The sequence below is a fragment of the Marivita sp. genome (assembly GCF_020055675.1).
Lineage (GTDB): Bacteria > Pseudomonadota > Alphaproteobacteria > Rhodobacterales > Rhodobacteraceae > Marivita.
This window is the reverse complement of record NZ_JAIPUS010000026.1, coordinates 16,303-37,992: the sequence shown is the minus strand read 5'-3', so window position 1 is coordinate 37,992 and position 21,690 is coordinate 16,303. Positions and strand designations below refer to the sequence as shown.

The window sequence follows — 21,690 nt, the reverse complement described above, 5'->3', positions numbered from 1 at the left end:
CATGTCCGCGCTACTCGTCATCGACGTACAAAACGATTTCTGCCCGGGCGGGGCACTGGCCGTGCCCGAGGGCGACCAGATCGTGCCCGGCATCAATGCGCTGATGCAAGATGCGGAGGCGGTGATCCTGACGCAGGACTGGCATCCCGCGGCGCATTCCAGCTTTGCGTCGCAGCATGACGGGGAAGACCCGTTCGGAATGATCGAAATGCCCTATGGGCCGCAGGTGCTTTGGCCGGACCATTGCGTGATCGGGTCGCATGGCTCTGCGTTTCATGCGGACCTGAACACCGACTGCGCCGAAATCGTCGTCCGTAAAGGGTTCCGCCGCGACATCGACAGCTATTCCGCGTTTTTCGAAAACGATCATCGCACGCCGACCGGGCTGGAGGGTTACCTCAAGACGCGGGGCATCACGTCTTTGACACTGGTCGGGCTCGCCACGGATTTCTGTGTCGCCTTCTCCGCGATTGATGCGGCCAGGCTGGGCTTTGATACCACCGTGCGCCTGGACCTTTGCCGGGCGATTGATCTGGATGGATCGCTGGCGAGGATGAAATCCGACATGGTCCGAAGCGGCGTCGTGTTGTCTTGAGTTTGTCCGCGGTCGCCGGGTCGAGGCGAAACAGCCATCGGCTCCGTGATGATCGAAGGAGCCCGATGTGCGGCGCAAGCGCCGCGCGCATGGGCTGTCGCGCGGGTGACACGGGGTTCGGCGAATGCAAGCTCATTGCGCCCTCTCCCTTTCCTGGCTGCCGGAAACTGCGGTAGCATTACAAAACGGACCGGCCAAAGGTGTGCTGCCCCATGTTTGAACGAATTCTCGCTCTTTTTGACACATCGGCGTCGCAGACTCCCCTGCCGCCGGCAGAGTCCAGGTACGCGCTCGGGGCGTTGATGGTGCGCACCGCGATGGCGGACAATGCGTATCTCTTTCAGGAGGTCGAAGAGATCGACCGCGTTCTGGCGCGGATGTATGATCTGGGGCCAATCGACGCCGCCAAGATGCGCGCACAATGTGAACGGCTCGAACACGAGCTTCCCAGGACGGCCGACCTTGCCAGGATCCTCACCGAGAACATCAGCCCCGCGAAACGCGAGGCTGCGGTGGCGGCGTTGTGGGACGTGGTCTATGCCGATGGCAATCGCCACGCCAAGGAAGACATGTTTCTCGGCCACATCGCGGGCCTTCTCGGTGTGGACGAAGCAACCTGCGAGCGCATCCGTGACCAGGAAGTGGCCAAGAAGCAGGCGGATGACTGAGGCTGGACAAGTCGGGGCGGGATTGCTCTAAGCAACTCGCTTGTGTTCTCGCGCCCGCGCAATCGGAGGCCGTCATGGTAGATATCGCCACACGCGTGTGGAACCGCAAATGGAAGATCGACCCGGTCGTGCGGTCGCTCATCGACACGGATTTTTACAAGTTGCTGATGTGCCAGTCGGTCTTCCGCAACAAACGGGACACGCAGGTAACGTTCAGCCTGATCAACCGGTCGTCCGACGTGCCATTGGCCAAGCTGATCGACGAGGGCGAACTGCGCGAACAGTTGGACCATATCCGATCCCTGTCCCTGCGGCGGAACGAGAGCACCTGGCTGCGTGGCAACACCTTTTATGGCAAGCGGCAGATGTTCCGATCGGATTTCATGGAGTGGTTCGAAGGTCTGCGCCTGCCCCCCTATCACCTGGAGCGCGTGGGCGATCAGTATGAACTGACCTTCGAAGGCGCGTGGCCCGAGGTGATGCTCTGGGAAATTCCGGCGCTGTCGGTTCTGATGGAGCTGCGCGGGCGCGCGGTTCTGAACGATATGGGCCGGTTCGAACTTCAGGTGCTGTATGCCCGCGCGATGACCAAGCTTTGGGAAAAGATCGAGCGTCTGCGCGAGGTGCCGAAGCTTCGGATTGCTGATTTCGGAACCCGGCGCCGCCATTCCTTCCTCTGGCAGGACTGGTGCGTGCAGGCGATGTACGAGGGGTTGGGCGACAGCTTTGTCGGCACCTCGAATTGCCTGATCGCGAAGAATCGCGACCTCGAGGCGATCGGCACCAACGCGCATGAATTGCCGATGGTCTATGCCGCGCTGGCCGAGGATGACGCGGCTTTGGCGCGCGCGCCCTACGACGTGCTGGCGGATTGGCACGAGGAGCATGACGGCAACCTTCGGATGATCCTGCCCGATACCTACGGAACCGGCGGGTTTCTGAAGAATGCGCCGGATTGGCTGGCGGGTTGGACGGGGATCCGGATTGATTCCGGCGATCCCGCAACCGGGGCCGAGACGGCGATCAAGTGGTGGAAAGAGCGCGGCGAGGATCCGACGCAAAAACTGGTGATCTTTTCCGACGGGCTCGACGTGGACAAGATCCTGGAGCTTCAGGCCCGGTTTTCCGGGCGGGTTCGGATATCCTTTGGCTGGGGCACCCTTCTGACCAATGATTTCCGGGGGCTGACCACCGATGATCGGCTGGCCCCGTTCAGCCTTGTCTGCAAGGCGATCGAAGCGGATGGGCAACCCACGGTCAAGCTGTCGGACAACCCCAACAAGGCGATGGGTCCTGCCGACCAGATCGACCGCTACAAACGGGTTTTCGGGGTCGGGGAACAGGAACGGCTCGAGGTGATGGTCTGACCCCGTCCCATGCGTGGGACATCCCCGCGCGCCAGCAATTTCAATAGGTTACCGGTACGGATTTACGTTTTGGTAATCTCTGGAGCGGGAAAACGGGTTGGGCGAGACATCTTTGGAACCGACCACACCAAGAGGTCCCTGGTCCGGTTGCCGATCCCGGCCAGGTGCTGTTGACACTGTGCCGCATCGCACTTGGACTCCCTGCGGGCAGCAAGGTAGACAGCGGGGCGAGCGGAGTTTGAAAGGGGCGATCATGACGCAGAGCTATCCGGTTTACGGGCGTATCGACGGGCCGATCGTGATGATCGGCTTCGGGTCTATCGGCAAGGGGACGTGGCCCCTGATCGAGCGGCATTTCGAATATGACGCGGATAAATTCGTGGTGATCGAACCGGATGAAAACCAGGCGAATTTCCTGCGTCAGCACAAGATCAACCACATGCAGGTTGCCTTGACGCCAGACAATTACCGCGAGGTTCTCGGGGGGCTTTTTGCCGAGGGCAAAGGCTTTTGCGTGAACCTGTCGGTGGATACCTCGTCGCTTGACCTGATGAAGGTCTGCCGCGACTTGGGGGTTCTTTATATCGACACGGTGGTGGAACCCTGGGCCGGATATTATTTCGACACCACTGACAACGCGGAGCGGACGAACTACGCGCTGCGCCAGACGGTGCGCAACGAGAAAGCCGCGACCCCCGGTGGCCCCACGGCGGTGAGCTGCTGCGGCGCCAATCCCGGCATGGTGTCGTGGTTCGTCAAGGAGGCATTGCTGACGCTGGCGCAGGACACGGGGCGCGATGTGGTCGCGCCGCAGGACCGGGCCGGCTGGGCCGAATTGATGCAGTCTCTGGGTGTGAAAGGTGTGCATATCGCCGAGCGCGACACGCAGGCACGGCGGGTGCCCCGGCCCCGCGACATGTTCGTGAACACCTGGTCGGTCGAGGGCTTCATCGCGGAAGGGTTTCAACCGGCCGAGCTGGGATGGGGCACCCATGAGACGTGGTTCCCGGAAAACGGCTATTCGCATGACCGGGGGTGTCAGGCGGGCATCTGGCTCGACCGGCCGGGTGCGATCACGCGGGTGCATACGTGGTGCCCGACGCCGGGACCACAGTTCGGGTTTCTCGTGACGCATAACGAGGCGATCTCGATCGCCGATTACTACACCGTCGGCGACGCCGGCGCGCCCGCGTATCGGCCGACCTGCCACTATGCTTATCATCCCTGCGACGATGCCGTGCTGTCGCTGCATGAGATGTTCGGATCGGGCAAGCAGCAGACGGTGCATCATATTCTCACGGAAGACGAGATCGTCGAGGGGGTCGATGAACTGGGTGTGCTGCTTTACGGGCATGACAAGAACGCGCTTTGGTATGGATCGCGCTTGTCGAACGCGGAGACGCGCGATCTCGCGCCGTATCAGAATGCCACGGGGCTACAGGTAACCAGCGCGGTTCTGGCCGGGATGGTCTGGGCGCTGGAAAACCCGGAGGCCGGAATCGTAGAGACCGACGAGATGGATCACGCGCGGTGCCTTGAGGTGCAGCGCCCCTACCTGGGTCCGGTCGAAGCGCATTACACGGACTGGACGCCGTTGCAGGACCGTTGGGTGCATTTCCCCGAGGACATCGACGAGAGCGACCCTTGGCAGTTTCGGAACGTGTTGGCGAGCTGAGCCGGATCCGTTGTTCCCGGCGCGCTGACAAGACGGCGTGATGGACCGGATCGACAGCCATGCGCTGGGCGATGGCGGCACCGAGGTCACGGGGCTGTCGCCGGGATGGATCGGCCTGTTCTGCGGGATGCCCCCGGATGGGGACACCGTGCCTTTGGCGGGCCGGGATGATGGCATATTTGAAAAGAGAAGAAGATCAGGGCCGGCCGCCCCTGTTGGCGGTGCTCATGCGGGCACTTCGGTCGTGGTGGGGGCCGGGGCGGGACGGTCCTTTTGGGCCGGGACGATGCCGCGCAGGCGCAGCGCGTTGGTCAACACGAAGACAGAGCTGAGCGCCATGGCGCCCGCCCCGAGCATGGGCGAGAGAAGAACGCCGAAGGCCGGGTAGAGCACGCCGGCCGCAACCGGGATCAGCGCGGTGTTATAGGCGAAGGCCCAGAACAGGTTCTGGCGGATGTTGCGCATGGTGCGGCGGGAGATTTCGACGGCGTTGACAACGCCCGCGATGCGCCCCGAGGACAGGACGATGTCGGCGGCTTCGATGGCGACATCGGTGCCGGTGCCGATAGCAAGGCCGATCTCGGCTTCGGCAAGCGCGGGCGCGTCGTTGATCCCGTCGCCGACGAAGGCGACGGGGCCGAAGCGGTGACGCAGGTCGGCGATGGCGGCGACCTTTCCGTCCGGCAGAACGCCGGCGGTGACATGGTCGATGCCGAGCTGATGGGCGATGGCCTGTGCCGCGTTGGGGCTGTCGCCCGAGATCATCGCGACCGTGAGCCCTTGCGCGTGCAGCGCGTCAATGGCGGGTTTGGCGCCCGGTTTGATCTGGTCGGCGACGGCGAAAACCGCCGCGGCCTCGCCGTCGATGGCGAGACAGACCAAGGTGTGGCCTTTGTCGGCAAAGCGCCGGATCGCATCGGCCAAGGGGGCGGTGTCGACGCCCTGTTCGGCAAGCAGACGTTCCGAGCCAACGAGCAGGGATTGGTCGCTGGTTCGCGCGACGAGGCCATAGCCGGGGCGGTTTTCGGTCTCGTGCAGCGTCGGCAGATCGCCTGGGGCGGCGGCAAGAATTGCACGGGCGATCGGGTGGTCGGAGCCGTGTTCGACAGCGGCGGTCAGCCTGAGCGCCTCGGTTGCGTCGACGCCCTGGGCCGTGGCCTGATCCACCAGCGTCGGGCGGCCTTCTGTCAGGGTCCCGGTCTTGTCGAAGGCGATGACCTTGGCGCCGTCAAGCCGTTGCAAGGCGTCGCCCTTGCGGAACAGCACGCCGAGTTCGGCGGCGCGGCCCGTGCCGACCATGATGGAGGTCGGGGTGGCAAGGCCCATGGCGCAGGGGCAGGCGATGATCAGCACCGCGACACCGGCGACAAGCGCGTGGCTGAGCGCCGGGGTGGGGCCGATCAGGAGCCATGTCGCAACTGTCAGCGCGGCGATGACAAGCACCACCGGGACGAAGATCCGGACCACGCGGTCGGCCAGGGCCTGAATGGGCAGTTTCGCGCCCTGAGCGGTCTGGACCATGTCGATGATCCGGGCCAGCACCGTGTCGGCACCGACGGCGGTGGCACGGTAGGTGAGCGGACGCTGGCCATTGATCGTGCCGCCGGTGACCGTGTCGCCGGGGGATTTGGCCACGGGCACGGGTTCGCCGGTGATCATCGATTCGTCGACGAAGGAGGTGCCTTCGCTGACGATGCCGTCGACCGCGATGCGCGCGCCGGGGCGTGCCTCGATCATGTCATCGGTCCTGACCTCGGAGAGCGGGATTTCGGTTGGCGTGCCGTCGCGCAGCACGCGGACCGTATCGGGGCGCAGGCCGACCAGGTGGCGGATGGCGGCGCCGGTGCGGCCCTTGGCGCGCGCTTCCATCCAGCGACCTGCGAGGATAAGCGTGACGATCACGCCTGCCGCCTCGAAATAGACCGCGCGGGTGCCCTCGGGCAGGAGCGCAGGGGCGAAGGTAGCGATGGTGGAATAGACCCAGGCCGCCAGGGTGCCGAGCGCCACCAGGCTGTTCATGTCGGGGCTGCCCTTGGCCAGGAGTGGCAGGCCGATTCGGAAGAACCGGCGGCCGGGCCAGGCAAGGACCAGCGTGATCAGCAGGAATTGCAGCACCCAGAAGCTTTGGATCCCGATGCTGCCCATGATTGCATGATGGATGGGCGGATACAGGTGCCCGCCCATTTCGGCGAGGAAGACCGGCAGCGTCAGCGCGCCCGCGATCAGCGTGTCGCGTTTCAGGGGTGTGATTTCCGAAGCGGTTCGGGACGGAGTCTCGTCCGTCACGCGGGACGCCGGGTAGCCAGCCTCTGTCACTGTAGAGGCCAGCGCGTCGGGCGTCACCGCGCCCTCGAGGGTCCGGATGGTCGCGGTTTCGGTGGCCAGGTTCACGGTCGCCGACAGGACACCGGGCAACGAGGACAGCGCGCGTTCGACGCGGCCGGTGCAGGAGGCGCAGCTCATCCCGGTGATCGAAAGCTGATGCGTGGCCGTCCGGGCGGGGTAGCGCGCGGTGTCCAGGGTCTTGGCGAGATCTGCGGCCAGGGCGCGCCCGGTGACGACAGCCGTGTGATTGGCAAAGTTGACCGAGGCTTCGGTGACGCCGGAGGTCGCGGCCAGCGCGCGTTCGGCCCGCCCTGCACAGCCGGCGCAGCTGAGGTTGTCGACGGTGAATTTGAGGGTGGGCATGTCGGACTCCATGTTCATGCCCGTCAGATAGGGTCTCCAGTTACTGGAAGGTCAAGGGGCATCACTCCTGCGGGTGCTGATATTTCGACCCGAGATCCGGGAGCGGCACTCTTCGCACAGGAGCGGCAGGCCAACGCGCGCGCCGGCGCAGAGCAGGGGCAGAAGCGCGTCGGGGGAGACAAGGAAACTTGCTTCGGTCATGGCCACATCGCGGCGCTGTTCGGTGGCGGCCATGACGAACCGGGTGATGGAGAGTTCATCTGCGGAATACCGGGGGGCGGTCGGACGCAGGATGACAACAGAGTGCCAGCCGTGTTTCGTGAGCAGGGCCAACATTTGTTCAAACGCCTGAAGGCAGGCGCGGGCGCGCGAAGATCCGAGCGAGCCGCGCAGATCGGCAAGGATCGTCTCTTGCGGGTCCGGGTCGGTGTACCAGACCCGAAGCATGCCGATCAGCCTGTGTTCCGGACCCCGCAACGCGGCGCTTTCAAGAGATTCGGTGGCTGATTGCATGACAGTGACCACAGGTTGAGACTGTAATCACTTTATAGAGTTTAATTCTGACAAAAACAATCAGATAATTTACAACCCGCGGATTGCACTTATCCCGTGCCGGTTTCGGCCGCGATCTGGGCGCGGCTCTTGCGTTCGCGTTCGGTCGCGGATTTGAGTTGGCCGCAGGCGGCCATGATGTCTTCGCCGCGCGGCGTGCGGATTGGCGAGGCGTAGCCTGCCTTGTAGACGATGTCGGCAAAAGCCTCGATCCGGGACCAGTCGGAGCGTTCGTAAGGCGCGCCCGGCCATTCGTTGAAGGGGATCAGGTTGATCTTGGCCGGGATGCCCTGAATCAGCTTGATCAGGCGGCGGGCGTCTTCATCGCTATCGTTCACATCTTTCAGCATCACGTATTCAAAGGTGATCCGTTCGGAGTTCGATTTCTTCGGATACTCGCGCAGGGCGTCGAGCAGGGTTTCGATGTTCCAGCGCTTGTTGATCGGAACCAGCTTGTCACGAACATCATCCGTGGTGGCGTGGAACGACACGGCCAGAAGGCAGCCGATTTCTTCGGCGGTTTTGGCGATCTCCGGCACGACGCCGGATGTGGACAGCGTGATGCGCCGGCGCGACAGGGCGATGCCCTCGCCATCCATCGCGATCTTCATGGCGTCGCGCACGTTGTCGAAATTGTAGAGCGGTTCGCCCATGCCCATCAGCACGATGTTCGACAACAGGCGGGGGCCGTTTTCGCCGGTGCCGATGCCCGGTTCGGGCCATTCGCCCAGATCGTCCCGGGCAAGCATAACCTGGCCGATGATTTCCCCGGCGGTGAGGTTGCGCACCAGCTTTTGCGTGCCGGTGTGGCAGAAGGAACAGGTAAGCGTGCAGCCGACCTGGCTTGAGATGCAGAGCGTGCCGCGATCCGATTCGGGGATATAGACCACCTCGACTTCGTGACCGCCGGCTATTCGGACAAGATATTTGCGGGTGCCGTCGGCGGAGATGTTCCGGGACACCATCTCGGGCAGGGTAATCTCGAACGTCGCGTCAAGCTGCGTGCGGTAGGTCTTGGCGAGGTTGGTCATCGCGTGGAAATCACGCACCCCCCACTGGTACACCCATTGCCAGATCTGATTGACGCGCATCCTGGATTGTTTTTCGGATGTGCCCATGGCGATCAACGCATCGCGTAGCGCCGGCCGGGTAAGGCCGACGATATTCGTCTTGCCGCCCTCGGGCACCTTGCGCGGGATGGTCATTACGTCTTGCGTGATCGGTGCAGAGCCGGTCATTGGGTCAGCCTTTCTCGAAAAGAGATGAGGCACATATAGGATTCTTCGCGTTTTGCCAAAGGGGAATGATGCAGAGGGCGTCCTTGACGCGGCTTGGCCCCCGCAGCGGTGCCGATGAACGGCACAGCAGGGCGCACCAAGCGGCCGGCGTTGAGGCGCGATTGCGCGGCAGAACGCGGCCGTGGCTGGCGCGGTTTCAGGCGGGTCGCCCCCTGAAGCCCGTATCGCGGATGCAGACGGTATCCGACGCTGTGACAGCCTGAGCGCGCCTGCCGGGTTGGCAGGTCTTCAGGACGCGCAGCGCTGTTCGGCATCCTCGATCGCGGCAGTGAAGCCAAGGAGCGAGAACGTGTCCTTGGTCGTTGTCCCGCGGGATGACCGCGCAGTCAGAACCGCATCCGCGCCGCGCTTCATGGCGGTCACGAGTTTCGTATCGTCCTGCGGTGTCGCAGGCCATGCCCATTCACCCTCGGTGAAAAGTTCAAACTCGGTGCCGCCGATATTGACGTTGACGGTGGACCCGCCGGCGAACGGATAACCGCCGGTGAAGGCAACCTGACCCTGCACCTCGGCGCCCGGACGGAAGAAGACCATCAACAGGATTTCGCCCCGCGTCACGGCGACGACCCGGCCATCCTTGGTGTTGACGCTTTCCTTGTAGGTGGTCACGGCCCAGCATTCCCGCGGGTCCTGACCTTCGAACACGCTCCAATCGGTGATGGCGTTCACGCGGTTGTTGCTTGTTTGCTCTTGCGCGATACCCGTGCCGGCCGCCCCAAGCGTCATCGCGCCGATCAGCGCACCGCCAATCCATGATTTCATGCGTCCAGCCTCCAGACTGTCCTTAGCCTCAATTCGATGTGAGTCGCAGTGTGGGTTCTGTGCGCCCGTGTGTCACTGCAAGTTTGCTCTCGACGTGGTGAGATTAGCCTGATTTACAAGAGGCTTCAAAGCCAAATTGGCAGATTCTTGCCCAATCCGAAAGGAGCCTGCGATGGCACAGCCCGCACCCCTTGCCGAGGTCTGGCGCGGCGCGTTCCGCGAAAGCCATCATGTCGGTCATGCCGTGATCTGTGATGGCGCCGGCCAGGTTCTCTTGGCCGTGGGGGATCCGGATGCGGTGGTGTTGCCGCGCTCTTCGTCGAAGATGATCCAGGCCTTGCCGCTGGTCACTTCGGGGGCGGCCGATGCGCAGGGTCTGGGGTCCGAGCATCTGGCGCTGGCCTGTGCCTCGCACGAGGGCGCGCCGATGCATGTGGAGCGGGTCAGCCGGTGGCTTTCGGACCTCGGCCTCGCGGATGATGCGCTGCGCTGTGGCCCGCAAGTGAGCCGGGACACGGACCTGAAACTGGAGATGATCCGGGCGCATGAAATGCCGTGCCGTGTGCACAACAATTGCTCTGGCAAACATGCCGGGTTCCTCACCCTTGCGCAGCACCTGGGGGCAGGGCCGGAGTACGTGGATGTGACCCATCCCGTGCAGGCCGCTTGCAGCGACGCCTTCGAGACCGTGACCGACCAGGCCAGCCCCGGCTTCGGGATCGACGGCTGTTCGGCTCCGAACTTTGCCACCACGATGCAGGGAATGGCGCGGGCCATGGCGTATTATGCCACGGCGGATCAGCGGTCAGACCGGATGAGCGCGGCAGCAGCGCGGCTGGTGGCCGCGATGCACACCCATCCCGAGCTTGTCGCCGGAGAGGGGCGGGCCTGCACAAGGCTGATGCGCGCGGCGGCAGAGCCGGTGGCGCTGAAGACCGGGGCTGAAGGGTATTTCGTCGCGATCCTGCCGAAGCGGGGTCTTGGCATTGCCGTGAAAGCGGCGGATGGGGCCACACGCGCTGCGGAATGCGCGATTGCCGCGCTGCTTGTGCGGCTCGAGGTTCTCGACACTGCCAACCCGGAGGTGAAAGCGTTCTTGAACCCGCAGGTTCACAATTGGGATGGGCTGATCACGGGTGAAATCAAGCCAGCACCGGGTCTTCTGGCGTAACAAAGGCCTCGCGGCTGTAGCCCTGGAGGTAGAGCAGTGCCGTCAGATCGCCGTGGTTGATGCGAAGCTTTGCCTGCGCCTGGACGCTGGGTTTGGCGTGCAGGGCGACCCCCGTTCCGGCAAGCTGCAACATGCCCAGATCGTTCGCCCCGTCACCAACCGCGAGCACATCTGTCTCTGACAGGCCGAGGTCCGCGGTGATTTCCTTCAGCGCGGCGATCTTGGCTTCGCGTCCAAGGATCGGTCTGGCGACGTCACCGGTCAGGTGGCCGTTCGTCGCGAGCAGCGTGTTGGCGCGGTGGGTTTGAAAGCCGAGTGCCTGTGCGACGGGCGCGGTGAACGCGGTGAACCCGCCAGAGACAAGCGCTGTATGGGCGCCCGAGGCCGTCATCGTGGCCAGAAGGGTCGGCCCGCCGGGCATTAGGCTGATCCTGTTGCGCAGCACCTCGGCAATCACCGACACCGGGAGCCCTTTCAAAAGCGCGACCCTCTCCAGCAGCGCGCCTTCGAAATCCAGCTCTCCGTTCATGGCGCGGGCCGTGATTTCCTTGACCTGCGCGCCGACGCCCGCAACCACGGCCAGCTCGTCGATGCATTCCTGCTGGATCATGGTGCTGTCCATGTCGGCCAGCAGCATCGCCTTGCGCCGCCCCCCGGAGGGTTGGATGGCAAGGTCAACAGATTGACCCTGCAACGCTGTCCAGCTTGTCTCGGCCGTGTCGGGGATGGTCTCCATCTCGAACTCCGCCGCCTCGTCCGGAGCCAGCCAGACAAGATCGCCGCCGCCCCAGGCATTGCGCAACGATTCGGCCAAGGCAGGGTCGAGCAGTCCGGGGCTGGCGATCAGCGTGGCTGTGAGCATGGGGCATGTCCTTCGTGATTTTCGGTGCTTTACTCACGGTGCGGCCAAAAGGCCAGACGCAAGAGGCAAGGGATCTGTCGTCTTTTCGTTCGGGAAATGCGTGCCGGGGACATCCGTTTGTGTCGCCCGTGCAAGGCGCTGCCGTGGTCCTGATCCGCTCCGGGAGACTGGTTCTGTGGCGCGGTGCGACGCATCATCTGCATTTTCCGACTTGCAACGCTGGTGGCCGGCGCATAGACGGGGAGGTGGGACACCCCTCCCCAACGAGGGGCGCTTATCTGGAAGGATAGCATAAATGGCTATGACACCACCGGCGTCGCACGAAACCGTGCGCAAACCATCTGCGCGGCCTGCCAACCCGCGTTTTTCCTCTGGCCCCTGTGCCAAACCCCCCGTTTTCAAACTGGACGCGCTATCGGACGCCCCGTTGGGTCGCTCGCACCGGGCAGCCGTGGGCAAGGCCAAGCTGAAGGCCGCAATCGAAGAGACGCGCGAGATTCTCGGCGTGCCGGGCGATTACAAGATCGGTATCGTGCCCGCATCCGACACCGGCGCGGTCGAGATGGCGATGTGGTCGCTGCTGGGCGAACGCAAGGCGACGATGGTCGCATGGGAATCCTTCGGCGCAGGCTGGGTCACGGATGTGGTCAAACAGCTCAAGATCGACGCCGATGTAAAGACGGCTGACTATGGTCAGATCGTCGATATGCCGGCGCTCGATTACGACACGGATGTCGTGTTCACCTGGAACGGCACCACCTCGGGGGTGCGGATGCCCAATGGCGACGCGATCCCGGCGGATCGCGGTGGCCTGACGATTTGCGACGCGACCAGCGCGGCTTTCGCGCAGGACCTGCCCTGGTACAAGCTCGATGTGACGACGTTTTCCTGGCAGAAGGTGCTGGGCGGCGAAGCAGCGCACGGGATGCTGATCCTGTCGCCCCGTGCGGTCGAGCGGTTGGAGACATACACGCCTGCGTGGCCTCTGCCCAAGGTCTTCCGCCTGACAAAGGGCGGCAAGCTCAACCAGGGAATTTTCGTTGGTGAGACGATCAACACCCCGTCGATGCTGTGTGTCGAGGATTACCTGCAGGCGCTCGACTGGGCGCGCTCTGTTGGCGGGCTCAAGGGCCTGATGGCGCGGGCGGATGCCAATGCGCAGGCGGTCTGGGATTTCTGCGACGCCAATGACTGGATCGCGAACCTGGCCGATGATCCGGCAACGCGGTCGAACACCTCGGTCTGCCTCAAGTTCACCGATTCCCGAATCACCGATGGCGCGACCTTTGCCAAGGCGGTTGCCAAGCGGCTGGAAGCGGAAGGCGTGGCGCTGGATATCGGCGCGTATCGCGATGCCCCGGCGGGCCTGCGTATCTGGTGTGGCGGCACGGTCGAAACGGCGGATATCGAAGCGATGCTGCCGTGGCTTGACTGGGCGTTCCACGCCGAGATCGACGCGCAGGCCAAAGCGGCCTGACCCCAGACCGAGTCCAGACGGCGCGTGCCTGCGCGCCTTTCCTCCAAAATTTTCGGGGTGCGTGTTGTCACGCACCACATCCGACATCCATCAAAGGACCAATGATATGGCCCCCCGTGTACTCATTTCCGACAAACTCTCCGACGCCGCCGTGCAGATCTTCAAGGATCGCGGCATCGACGTGGATTTCCAGCCCGATCTGGGCAAGGACAAGGACAAGCTGGCCGAGGTGATCGGCCAGTATGACGGCCTTGCGATTCGCTCGGCCACGAAGGTGACGCCGAAAATTCTCGAGAACGCGACCAATCTCAAGGTGATTGGCCGTGCCGGGATCGGCACCGACAATGTCGACAAGGACGCCGCCTCCAAGAAGGGCGTGATCGTCATGAACACGCCTTTTGGCAACATGATCACCACTGCGGAACACGCCATCGCGATGATGTTCGCGGTGGCACGGCAGATCCCCGAGGCGTCGGCTTCGACCCATGCTGGCAAATGGGAAAAGTCCAAATTCATGGGGGCCGAGCTGACCGGCAAGACGCTGGGCGTGATCGGGGCCGGCAACATTGGCGGGATTGTCTGTGACCGTGCCCGCGGGCTCAAGATGAAGGTCGTTGCCTATGACCCTTTCCTGAGCGCCGAGAAGGCCGAGAAGATGCAGGTCGAGAAAGTCGAACTCGACGATCTGCTCAAGCGCGCAGATTTCATCACCCTGCATGTGCCGCTGACCGATCAGACCCGCAACATCCTGTCGGCCGAAAACCTTGCCAAGACCAAGAAAGGGGTGCGGATCATCAACTGCGCGCGCGGCGGTCTGGTGGATGAGGCGGCTGTCGCGGAGCTGCTGAAATCCGGCCATGTTGCCGGGGCCGGGTTTGACGTGTTCGAAGAAGAACCCGCCACGGACAATCCGCTGTTCAACCTGCCCAACGTGGTCTGCACCCCGCACCTGGGGGCCGCCACGTCGGAGGCGCAGGAAAACGTGGCCCTGCAAGTGGCCGAGCAGATGTCGAATTACCTGCTGACCGGCGCGGTTGAAAACGCGCTCAACATGCCGTCGGTGACCGCCGAGGAGGCCAAGATCATGGGGCCGTGGATCAAGCTGGCCGATCATCTGGGTAGCTTTATCGGCCAGATGACCGATGAGCCGATCAAGGCGATCAACATCCTTTACGATGGGTCGGTGTCCGAGATGAACCTCGATGCGCTGAACTGTTCGGCGATCGCGGGCATCATGAAGCCGGTGAATCCGGACGTGAACATGGTCAGCGCGCCGTTGATCGCCAAGGACCGGGGCATCAAGATCAGCACGACCAACCAAGCGCAATCCGGGGCGTTTGAAGGCTATGTCAAGCTGACGGTGGTGACCGACAAGCGCGAACGCTCGATCGCGGGCACGGTGTTCAGCGATGGCAAACCGCGGTTCATCCAGATCAAGGGCATCAATATCGACGCCGAGATCGGCGCGCATATGGTCTATACGACCAACGAGGACATGCCGGGAATCATCGGCACCCTGGGCACGACCATGGGCGAGAACAGCGTCAATATCGCGAACTTCACGCTTGGCCGGTCCGCCTCAAAGGGTGAAGCCATTGCGCTGCTTTACGTTGATGAACCGGTGCCGGCGGATGTTGTCGCCAAGCTGCACGAGACCGGTATGTTCCGGCAGGTCAAGCCGCTGCAATTCGATGTGGCCTGACGGGGCGCGTGATTGAACCTTGACGATATCCCTGCGAAAGAGCGCGTATGACACGCGCTCTTTACGCATTCGGAGACATCCACGGCCAGGCATCCATGCTGGAAGAGCGGCTGGACTGGGTCCTGGCTGATGGTGGCCCGGATGCGCGGGTTGTGTTTCTGGGTGATTATGTCGACCGCGGCCCGGACAGCCGCAGCGTCATCGAGCTGTTGGCGGGCGGGCTTGATGCCGGGCGGAATTGGGTGTGTCTCAAGGGCAATCACGATCGCTTGTTCGAATGGTTCATCCATCCGGACGGGCCGCGCACCGATCCGTGTCTTCTGGTGGGGTATCACTGGTTGCATCCGGCGATCGGAGGGATCGAAACGCTGGCGTCCTACGACATCTACCCGCCCGAGCGGATACGCCAGGGTCTCCTTGCCGAACAGGTGCGCGCGGCCATGCCGGAGGCGCACAAGGCGTTTCTGCGTGGCCTGGAGACGTCCCACCACGAGGGTGACTTGTTCTTTGTTCACGCCGGGATCCGGCCGGGCGTGTCTTTGGACCGGCAGGAGGAACAGGACCTGCTCTGGATTCGTCAGGAGTTTCACAAGGACCGCCGCGATCATGGCGCGGTGGTGGTGCATGGGCACACGCCCGTCGATGCGCCCGAGCGCTATCACAACCGGGTCAACCTCGATACCGGGGCGGGCTATGGGCGGCCTTTGACCGTCGCGGTGTTCGATGGGAACGAGGTGTTCCGACTGACGGCACAAGGCCGTCAGCGCATCCCTAATCGTAGCTGAGCGCGGTCGCCTTGCCGCGGAACACCGTATAGGCCAACGCGGTGTACCCCAGGATCATCGGAAGCACGAAACAGGTCCCGATCAGGATGATGAACAGGCTTTCCGGGGCGCTTGCCGCTTCGTAAATGGTAAGCTGGTCCGGCACGATGAACGGGTAGAACGAATAGGCCATCCCGAAAAATCCCAGCACGAAGAGCACGATGGTCGCCGAAAACGGAAACCACGCCCAACTGTCGTCGCGGGTGGGCAAACGGCGCAGGGCCATCCAGAGCAGCACGACAAGCGCGGCTGACATCAGGGGAAGCGGCATCAGCAAAAAGAACTCGGGCACCGAGAACCATTTGTCGAAGATGCGTTGGCTGACCAGGGGGGACGCGATCGATATCGCGCCAAGGCCAAGGACAACGCCCCAGATACCGCCTTTCGACCAGCGCACTGCCTTGCGTTGCAATGCGCCTTCGGTTTTCAGGATCAGCCAGGTGGCCCCGATAAAGCTGTAGGCGACGGTAAGGAACACGGCTGTGAGAGCAGAAAACGCCAGCGTGAACGCGGTCATTTCCAGGCCCATGATATACATGCCCAGCATGTAGCCCTGGCTGAGCGAGGTCATCATCGACCCGACGTAAAAGGCCCGGTCCCAGGCGGTCTTGTGATGGACCGGGGCCTTGACCCGGAATTCGAACGACACGCCGCGCAGGATCAGGCCGATCAGCATGACGGCAACGGGCAGGTAAAGCGCGGTCAGGATGGTGCCATGCGCGGTGGGAAAGGCCACCAGCAATATGCCGATGGCCAAGACCAGCCATGTTTCATTGGCGTCCCAGAAGGGGCCGATCGAGGCGATCATGCGGTCTTTTTCGTCTTTGTCGGCGAAGGGGAACAAAACGCCGACCCCCAGATCGAAGCCGTCAAGGACAACGTAGATCAGGATGGACAGGCCCATCAATGTGGCAAAGGCCAAGGGCAGCCATGTGGCGGGATCTCCGAACAGATACATGGTATTACTCCGCTGCGACGGTGACTTGCGCCTCTTGGGCAACGTGGAATGTCGGGCCGGCCGGCTCTCCCATGGTTGCCTTGCGGGCGAGGTAGAACAGCACGCCGACATAGGCGGCAAGCAGGGCGGCGTAGATCGACAGGTAGACGATCAGCGTCGAGGCGACCATCGGCGCGGGTACATCGGCGACCGCCGCTTCGGTTGTCAGCACGCCCTGCACCAGCCACGGCTGGCGGCCGATCTCGGTGGTGTACCAGCCCGCGAGCGTGGCGATCCAGCCCGAGACCGCCATCGGCACCATCGCCCACAAGAGCGGCCTGGGCAGGCCCTCGATCCCGCGCCGCTTGCGCGCCATGAAGACCACGGCAGTCCAGCTCAGCAGCAGCATCGCCATGCCGGTCGCCACCATGATGCGGAAGCTGAAGAACACCGGCGCGACGGGCGGATGCTGCACCGTGCCATCTTCGGCGATAAAGTCATTGAGGCCCGGTACCACCCCGTCGGCCGAGTGCTTCAGGATCAGCGACGCGCCGTTCGGAATGCTGATTTCGAAATCGGTCGAGCGCGTTTGCTCGTCCGGGATGCCGAACAGGACCAGCGGCGTGTTTGGCCCGGTATCCCAGTTGCCTTCCATCGCGGCCACCTTTTGCGGCTGATGTTCCAGCGTATTGAGCCCGTGGAAATCTCCGGCCAGGATTTGCAGCGGGATCAGCACGGCACCGATGATCACCCCGGTCTTGAGGGTCGCCTGCACACCGTTCGACCGGTCCCCGATCAGCCAGCGGAAGGCGCTCAGACCCGTCAGCAGGAACGCCACGGTCAGACCAGAGGCCAGCAGCATGTGCACCAGCCGGTAGGGCATCGACGGATTGAAGATGATCGCCCACCAATCGGTCGCAAAGGCCACGCCGTCGCGCATCTCGAACCCGGCAGGCGTGTGCATCCAGCTATTCAGGACGAGGATCCAGAAGGCCGACATCGTCGTGCCGAAAGCCACGAGGAAGGTCGACAGCGTGTGCAGCCAGCCGGGCACTTTGGACATCCCGAAGAGCATGATGCCGAGGAACACCGCTTCGAGGAAGAAGGCGGTCATCACCTCGTAGGCCAGCAGCGGTCCCGCGATGTTGCCGACGCTTTCCATGAAGCCCGGCCAGTTGGTGCCGAACTGGAACGACATGGTGATGCCCGACACCACGCCCATCGCAAAGCTGAGCGCGAAGACCTTGACCCAGAAGCGATAGGCATCGGCCCATTTCTGATCACCTGTCCCCGCAAGGCGCAGGCGAAAGAAAAGGAGCACCCACCCCAGCGCGATGGTGATGGTCGGAAACAGGATGTGAAACGAGATATTCGCACCGAACTGCATGCGCGAGAGAATGAGCGTGTCCATGATTGCCACTCCGTCAGGAAACTTTACTGATATTGTAAAGATAGTTTGCGGAGTCAGGTTTCACCGTCTCTGCGACAGGATTGCACAGCCGGATCGCAGGGCAGACTGTCGCAGCTTCCAACGACGCTGCCGGTCGATGCATGGTTTTCCAGAACGCCTGTTTGGTTGCGGAACCTTGCGTATGCTGGAGTGTGGGGTCCTGCTGCGCAGATACATCACCCGTTTGCAGGGCGATGGTTTCATTCAACGGACGATCAGGCCGATGCATGTCGTGGCTGTCTTCGCAGGCTCGCCGGTGCCGGCTTTGACACCGCAAGGGTTTGAAAGAGCGACGCGCGGGCTGTCCGGATGCGCTGGAACTGGCCGTCAGGACCGCCCATCGTGTTGCAAGCCGGCGGGAAACCGGTTTCAAACTGCCTGTGATATCCTATATCCACAGCTCTCGCGGGCCAAAGGAGACCGCAGCGATGGCAAAGCCGAAGGACAACCCGAATTACAAGGTGATCGCCGAAAACCGGCGGGCCCGGTTCGACTATGCCATTGAGGACGATCTGGAGGTCGGGATCGTGCTACAGGGCTCTGAGGTGAAATCGCTGCGCGAGAACAGCGCCAATATCACCGAATGTTATGCCGCCGTTGAAAACGGGGAGCTGTGGCTCGTCAATTCCTATATCGCACCCTACAACCGCGCCATGTTCCCGCACGAGGAACGGCGCAGGCGCAAGCTCTTGGTGTCGCGCAAGGAATTGTCGAAACTTTGGAACGAAACACAGCGCAAGGGCATGACGCTTGTTCCGCTGGTTCTGTACTTCAACCACAAGGGCATCGCGAAGATGAAGATCGGGATCGCCAAGGGGAAAAAAAACCACGACAAGCGCGAAACCGCGGCCAAGCGCGATTGGGGCCGTCAGAAGCAGCGGCTGTTGAAGAACGCGGGCTGACGGGAAGGACAGGACGCCTTTCCGCCCGCTCCCGGGGCCGGCCCAAGGCGTCGCCGCCGGTGCAATGCGACGGTCTTCCATCAGGGTGGTCCGATCACTTTGACCGCCGGCAACGGGATCGGGCAAGGTCCGGCGCGACATCTGTTGAGACGGGCAATGTCTTGCACCGCGCGGCGCCGGGTTCTATGCAGAACCATTATTGGCAATTGCGGGAATGGTCATGGCAAAGGACGATCCGAAAACGCTGGTTTCGACCGATTGGCTTGCGGCGCATATGCGCGACCCCGATCTGCGTATCCTGGATGGATCGTATTATCTGCCCGATGCGGGCCGGGATGCGAAAGCCGAATACGAAAAGGCACATATCCCCGGCGCCCGGTTTTTCGACATCGACGATGTTGCAGACAGCCGGTCGGATCTGCCCCATATGGCGCCTCCGGTGGAAAAATTCATGTCGCGGATGCGGGCCATGGGGGTCGGCGACGGGCACCAGGTGGTGGTCTATGACGGGGCCGGCCTGTTTTCCGCTGCCCGCGTGTGGTGGCTGTTCAAACTGATGGGCCACAGTGATGTTGCGGTGCTGGATGGCGGGTTTCCCAAATGGGTGGCCGAGGGCCGTGCCGTCGAGGACATGGCGCCGCTGATCCGCGATCGGCATATGACGGTCCGGCGGCAGGCGCATCTTGTGCGTGATGTCACGCAAGTGTCCGCGGCGTCCAAGCTGCGCGATCACGAGATCATCGACGCGCGCTCGGCCGGACGGTTTCGCGGGGAAGATCCCGAACCCCGTCCAGGCATGCGCGCCGGGCATATTCCCGGCTCGAAGAACGTGCATTACGCCAGCCTTTTGAACGATGACCAAACGATGAAATCGCCCCAGGACACCCGCGCGATTTTCGAGGCGGCAGGCGTGGACCTGTCGAAACCGGCGATCACCACATGCGGTTCTGGCGTCACGGCGGCGATCCTGTCGCTGGCAATGGCGCGCATGGGCAAGGATGATTTTTCGCTTTACGACGGGTCATGGTCGGAATGGGGAATGTTTCCCACCGTGCCCGTTTCTACTGGAGACACCTGATGTTCGAGACGTTGAAAGAACAACCCGCAGACAAGATCCTGGCCCTGGTGCAAGCCTATCGCGACGATCCGCGCGACGGCAAGATCGACCTCGGCGTCGGCGTCTACAAGGACGCGTCCGGCAACACGCCGATCATGCGCGGGGTCAAACAGGCCGAGCAGCAGCTTTGGCAGGCCGAGACGACGAAGGCCTATACCGGGCTTGCGGGCGATCCGGCCTTTGGCGATGCCATGGTGGCGATGGTTCTTGATGATGCGGTGCCGCGCGCCAATGTCGCCGCCGCGGCCACGCCGGGTGGCACCGGCGCCGTGCGGCAAGGCTTTGATCTTGTCCGCATGGCAAACCCCGAGGCGCGGGTGTTCGTCAGCGATCCGACATGGCCGAACCACCTGTCGATCCTCAAGCACATGGGCATGGAAATGGTGCCCTACCGCTATTTTGACGATGACAGCCGTGGTGTCGATTTCGACGGCATGATGGAGGATCTGGCCCAAGCCGGGCCCGGCGACATTGTGCTGGTGCATGGCTGCTGCCACAACCCGACGGGTGCGAACCTGAACATGACCGAATGGCGCGCGCTGGTCGATCTGCTGCTCAAGACCGGTGCGACACCGATGGTCGATATCGCCTATCAGGGCTTTGGGGATGGTCTGGACGAAGACGCCGGCGCGACGCGACTGATCGCGTCCTCGGTGCCGGAGACGATCATCGCGGCGAGTTGTTCGAAGAACTTCGGTATCTACCGCGAGCGGACCGGGATCTTGATGGTGGTGTCGCAGAACGCCTCTGCGCAAAAGCTGAATCAGGGGACATTGGCCTATCTGAACCGGCAGAATTTTTCCTTCCCGCCGGACCACGGTGCGCGATTGGTGACGATGGTTCTGAGCGATGACGCCTTGCGCGCGGACTGGGCGAAAGAACTGGAAGAGATGCGCACCGGCATGCTGGCGCTGCGCGAACAATTGGCGGCGGAATTGCAGCGCCTGTCGGGGTCGGATCGCTTTGGCTTTATCGCCCAGCATCGCGGCATGTTCTCGCGGCTCGGAGCGACACCGCAGCAGGTCGAAAAACTGCGAGAGGATCACGCGATTTATCTTGTCGGCGATTCGCGGTTGAATATTGCCGGTCTCAACGCGGAGTCCGTCCCCGTTCTCGCCAAGGCGATGATCGACGTCGGGATTTGAATGTATGGGCGCCTGCGGGCGCCCATTCTGCGTGTCTCGTCCGCAGCCTTCGGCTTTGTCCTCGGGGCCCCTTGTGGCGGTGACGCGTCATCAGGCGGTGCGCGATTTGCAACGCCGTGTTTGCATATTTGCAAAGAGAAGAAGCAGCTAGCCGTGCGCCTTGACGCTGTCCTCTGGTGCTTGATCCCGGTCGAACATGCCGTAGTCGCGCATCACGTGGCAGACCCGCAGGCGGTAGTCCGAGAAGATACCGGCGCGGCCCCTGGATTGGGCATTTCGGTGCGCGGCCAGTTTGCGCCAGCGCAGGACGGCGTCCTCGTCTTCGAAAAAGCTGATCGACAGGAGTTTTTCGGGGTTGGTCAGGCTCTGGAACCGTTCGACCGAGATGAAGCCGTCTATGTCTTTCACCATCGGGCGCATCGTGGCCGCGATGTCGAGATAAGCGTCTTTCTGGCCTTCGGCGGGCATGAGTTCGAAGATGATGGCGATCATGTCTGG

The 21,690-nt window shown here is 62.8% G+C and carries 19 protein-coding genes; 11 read left to right on the top strand and 8 right to left on the bottom strand.

Annotated elements, in window-relative coordinates; all coding sequences use genetic code 11:
• Window position 1 precedes the first annotated feature (1 nt).
• The 4 genes from pncA to LCF59_RS14370 all read left to right on the top strand — a co-directional run bounded on the left by pncA (window position 2) and on the right by LCF59_RS14370 (window position 4,305).
• Window positions 2–595: a bifunctional nicotinamidase/pyrazinamidase gene (pncA, locus tag LCF59_RS14385; RefSeq protein ID WP_292288308.1), complete on the top strand. Its 594-nt coding sequence runs from the start codon at window positions 2–4 to the stop codon at window positions 593–595.
• Window positions 596–807: 212 nt separating this feature from the next.
• Window positions 808–1,263: a TerB family tellurite resistance protein gene (locus tag LCF59_RS14380; RefSeq protein ID WP_292288307.1), complete on the top strand. Its 456-nt coding sequence runs from the start codon at window positions 808–810 to the stop codon at window positions 1,261–1,263.
• Window positions 1,264–1,337: 74 nt separating this feature from the next.
• Window positions 1,338–2,630, top strand: a complete 1,293-nt coding sequence (gene pncB / locus LCF59_RS14375; RefSeq protein ID WP_292288306.1) for a nicotinate phosphoribosyltransferase — start codon at window positions 1,338–1,340, stop codon at window positions 2,628–2,630.
• A gap of 253 nt (window positions 2,631–2,883) precedes the next feature.
• Window positions 2,884–4,305 (top strand): saccharopine dehydrogenase C-terminal domain-containing protein, encoded by a 1,422-nt coding sequence (locus LCF59_RS14370; RefSeq protein ID WP_292288305.1) that lies wholly within the window; start codon window positions 2,884–2,886, stop codon window positions 4,303–4,305.
• Window positions 4,306–4,530: 225 nt separating this feature from the next.
• Here LCF59_RS14370 and LCF59_RS14365 read toward each other — a convergent pair whose 3' ends face one another.
• From LCF59_RS14365 to LCF59_RS14350, 4 genes are all read right to left on the bottom strand, one after another.
• Window positions 4,531–6,993: a heavy metal translocating P-type ATPase gene (locus LCF59_RS14365; protein WP_292288304.1), complete on the bottom strand. Its 2,463-nt coding sequence runs from the start codon at window positions 6,991–6,993 to the stop codon at window positions 4,531–4,533.
• Window positions 6,994–7,044: 51 nt separating this feature from the next.
• A complete protein-coding gene (locus LCF59_RS14360; protein WP_292288303.1) occupies window positions 7,045–7,506 on the bottom strand; it encodes a hypothetical protein in 462 nt (153 codons plus the stop codon).
• Window positions 7,507–7,595: 89 nt separating this feature from the next.
• Window positions 7,596–8,783 carry a 23S rRNA (adenine(2503)-C(2))-methyltransferase RlmN gene (rlmN, locus tag LCF59_RS14355; RefSeq protein WP_292288302.1) on the bottom strand — a complete coding sequence of 396 codons (1,188 nt, stop codon included), beginning with the start codon at window positions 8,781–8,783 and terminating at the stop codon, window positions 7,596–7,598.
• Between the two features lie 288 nt (window positions 8,784–9,071).
• The gene (locus tag LCF59_RS14350) at window positions 9,072–9,605 is read right to left on the bottom strand and encodes an invasion associated locus B family protein (RefSeq protein ID WP_292288301.1); all 534 of its coding nucleotides are present in this window, start codon (window positions 9,603–9,605) and stop codon (window positions 9,072–9,074) included.
• A 172-nt stretch (window positions 9,606–9,777) separates the two neighbouring features.
• Here LCF59_RS14350 and LCF59_RS14345 point away from each other — a divergent pair, with 172 nt between their 5' ends.
• Complete coding sequence (locus LCF59_RS14345) at window positions 9,778–10,776, top strand: asparaginase (protein WP_292288300.1); 999 nt, start codon at window positions 9,778–9,780, stop codon at window positions 10,774–10,776.
• On the opposite strand, the gene serB is transcribed toward LCF59_RS14345, so the two are convergent.
• Window positions 10,748–11,638, bottom strand: a complete 891-nt coding sequence (gene serB / locus LCF59_RS14340) for a phosphoserine phosphatase SerB (RefSeq protein ID WP_292288299.1) — start codon at window positions 11,636–11,638, stop codon at window positions 10,748–10,750. The genes LCF59_RS14345 and serB overlap by 29 nt on opposite strands.
• Before the next feature lie 295 nt (window positions 11,639–11,933).
• Here serB and LCF59_RS14335 point away from each other — a divergent pair, with 295 nt between their 5' ends.
• The 3 genes from LCF59_RS14335 (at window position 11,934) to LCF59_RS14325 (ending at window position 15,602) form a co-directional block, all read left to right on the top strand.
• On the top strand, window positions 11,934–13,115 hold the full coding sequence (locus LCF59_RS14335) for a phosphoserine transaminase (protein WP_292288298.1): 1,182 nt from the start codon (window positions 11,934–11,936) through the stop codon (window positions 13,113–13,115).
• 106 nt (window positions 13,116–13,221) lie between these two features.
• A complete protein-coding gene (gene serA / locus LCF59_RS14330; protein ID WP_292288297.1) occupies window positions 13,222–14,817 on the top strand; it encodes a phosphoglycerate dehydrogenase in 1,596 nt (531 codons plus the stop codon).
• Between the two features lie 47 nt (window positions 14,818–14,864).
• Window positions 14,865–15,602, top strand: coding sequence for a metallophosphoesterase family protein (locus LCF59_RS14325; protein WP_292288296.1), 738 nt, complete (start codon window positions 14,865–14,867; stop codon window positions 15,600–15,602).
• Here the strand turns inward: LCF59_RS14325 and LCF59_RS14320 are convergent.
• The gene (locus tag LCF59_RS14320) at window positions 15,589–16,599 is read right to left on the bottom strand and encodes a cytochrome d ubiquinol oxidase subunit II (RefSeq protein WP_292288295.1); all 1,011 of its coding nucleotides are present in this window, start codon (window positions 16,597–16,599) and stop codon (window positions 15,589–15,591) included. The two genes, LCF59_RS14325 and LCF59_RS14320, sit on opposite strands and share 14 nt — an antisense overlap.
• A 4-nt stretch (window positions 16,600–16,603) precedes the next feature.
• The gene (locus LCF59_RS14315) at window positions 16,604–17,989 is read right to left on the bottom strand and encodes a cytochrome ubiquinol oxidase subunit I (RefSeq protein ID WP_292288294.1); all 1,386 of its coding nucleotides are present in this window, start codon (window positions 17,987–17,989) and stop codon (window positions 16,604–16,606) included.
• 467 nt (window positions 17,990–18,456) lie between these two features.
• Here LCF59_RS14315 and smpB point away from each other — a divergent pair, with 467 nt between their 5' ends.
• The 3 genes from smpB to LCF59_RS14300 all read left to right on the top strand — a co-directional run bounded on the left by smpB (window position 18,457) and on the right by LCF59_RS14300 (window position 21,192).
• Entirely contained in the window at window positions 18,457–18,930 is a 474-nt protein-coding gene (gene smpB, locus LCF59_RS14310) for an SsrA-binding protein SmpB (RefSeq protein ID WP_292288293.1), read from the top strand.
• A gap of 220 nt (window positions 18,931–19,150) precedes the next feature.
• Window positions 19,151–20,008 (top strand): 3-mercaptopyruvate sulfurtransferase, encoded by an 858-nt coding sequence (sseA, locus tag LCF59_RS14305; protein WP_292288292.1) that lies wholly within the window; start codon window positions 19,151–19,153, stop codon window positions 20,006–20,008.
• Window positions 20,008–21,192: an amino acid aminotransferase gene (locus LCF59_RS14300; protein WP_292288291.1), complete on the top strand. Its 1,185-nt coding sequence runs from the start codon at window positions 20,008–20,010 to the stop codon at window positions 21,190–21,192. Before sseA ends, LCF59_RS14300 begins: the two co-directional genes overlap by 1 nt.
• A gap of 147 nt (window positions 21,193–21,339) precedes the next feature.
• Here LCF59_RS14300 and LCF59_RS14295 read toward each other — a convergent pair whose 3' ends face one another.
• Window positions 21,340–21,684 carry an antibiotic biosynthesis monooxygenase gene (locus LCF59_RS14295; RefSeq protein WP_292288290.1) on the bottom strand — a complete coding sequence of 115 codons (345 nt, stop codon included), beginning with the start codon at window positions 21,682–21,684 and terminating at the stop codon, window positions 21,340–21,342.
• Between the last annotated feature and the right edge of the window lie 6 nt (window positions 21,685–21,690).

Coding starts and splice junctions, on each gene's coding strand:
- pncA (WP_292288308.1), top strand. CDS start 2: ATGTCCGCGCTACTCGTCATCGACGTACAAAACGATTTCTGCCCGGGC.
- LCF59_RS14380 (WP_292288307.1), top strand. CDS start 808: ATGTTTGAACGAATTCTCGCTCTTTTTGACACATCGGCGTCGCAGACT.
- pncB (WP_292288306.1), top strand. CDS start 1,338: ATGGTAGATATCGCCACACGCGTGTGGAACCGCAAATGGAAGATCGAC.
- LCF59_RS14370 (WP_292288305.1), top strand. CDS start 2,884: ATGACGCAGAGCTATCCGGTTTACGGGCGTATCGACGGGCCGATCGTG.
- LCF59_RS14365 (WP_292288304.1), bottom strand. CDS start 6,993: ATGCCCACCCTCAAATTCACCGTCGACAACCTCAGCTGCGCCGGCTGT.
- LCF59_RS14360 (WP_292288303.1), bottom strand. CDS start 7,506: ATGCAATCAGCCACCGAATCTCTTGAAAGCGCCGCGTTGCGGGGTCCG.
- rlmN (WP_292288302.1), bottom strand. CDS start 8,783: ATGACCGGCTCTGCACCGATCACGCAAGACGTAATGACCATCCCGCGC.
- LCF59_RS14350 (WP_292288301.1), bottom strand. CDS start 9,605: ATGAAATCATGGATTGGCGGTGCGCTGATCGGCGCGATGACGCTTGGG.
- LCF59_RS14345 (WP_292288300.1), top strand. CDS start 9,778: ATGGCACAGCCCGCACCCCTTGCCGAGGTCTGGCGCGGCGCGTTCCGC.
- serB (WP_292288299.1), bottom strand. CDS start 11,638: ATGCTCACAGCCACGCTGATCGCCAGCCCCGGACTGCTCGACCCTGCC.
- LCF59_RS14335 (WP_292288298.1), top strand. CDS start 11,934: ATGGCTATGACACCACCGGCGTCGCACGAAACCGTGCGCAAACCATCT.
- serA (WP_292288297.1), top strand. CDS start 13,222: ATGGCCCCCCGTGTACTCATTTCCGACAAACTCTCCGACGCCGCCGTG.
- LCF59_RS14325 (WP_292288296.1), top strand. CDS start 14,865: ATGACACGCGCTCTTTACGCATTCGGAGACATCCACGGCCAGGCATCC.
- LCF59_RS14320 (WP_292288295.1), bottom strand. CDS start 16,599: ATGTATCTGTTCGGAGATCCCGCCACATGGCTGCCCTTGGCCTTTGCC.
- LCF59_RS14315 (WP_292288294.1), bottom strand. CDS start 17,989: ATGGACACGCTCATTCTCTCGCGCATGCAGTTCGGTGCGAATATCTCG.
- smpB (WP_292288293.1), top strand. CDS start 18,457: ATGGCAAAGCCGAAGGACAACCCGAATTACAAGGTGATCGCCGAAAAC.
- sseA (WP_292288292.1), top strand. CDS start 19,151: ATGGCAAAGGACGATCCGAAAACGCTGGTTTCGACCGATTGGCTTGCG.
- LCF59_RS14300 (WP_292288291.1), top strand. CDS start 20,008: ATGTTCGAGACGTTGAAAGAACAACCCGCAGACAAGATCCTGGCCCTG.
- LCF59_RS14295 (WP_292288290.1), bottom strand. CDS start 21,684: ATGATCGCCATCATCTTCGAACTCATGCCCGCCGAAGGCCAGAAAGAC.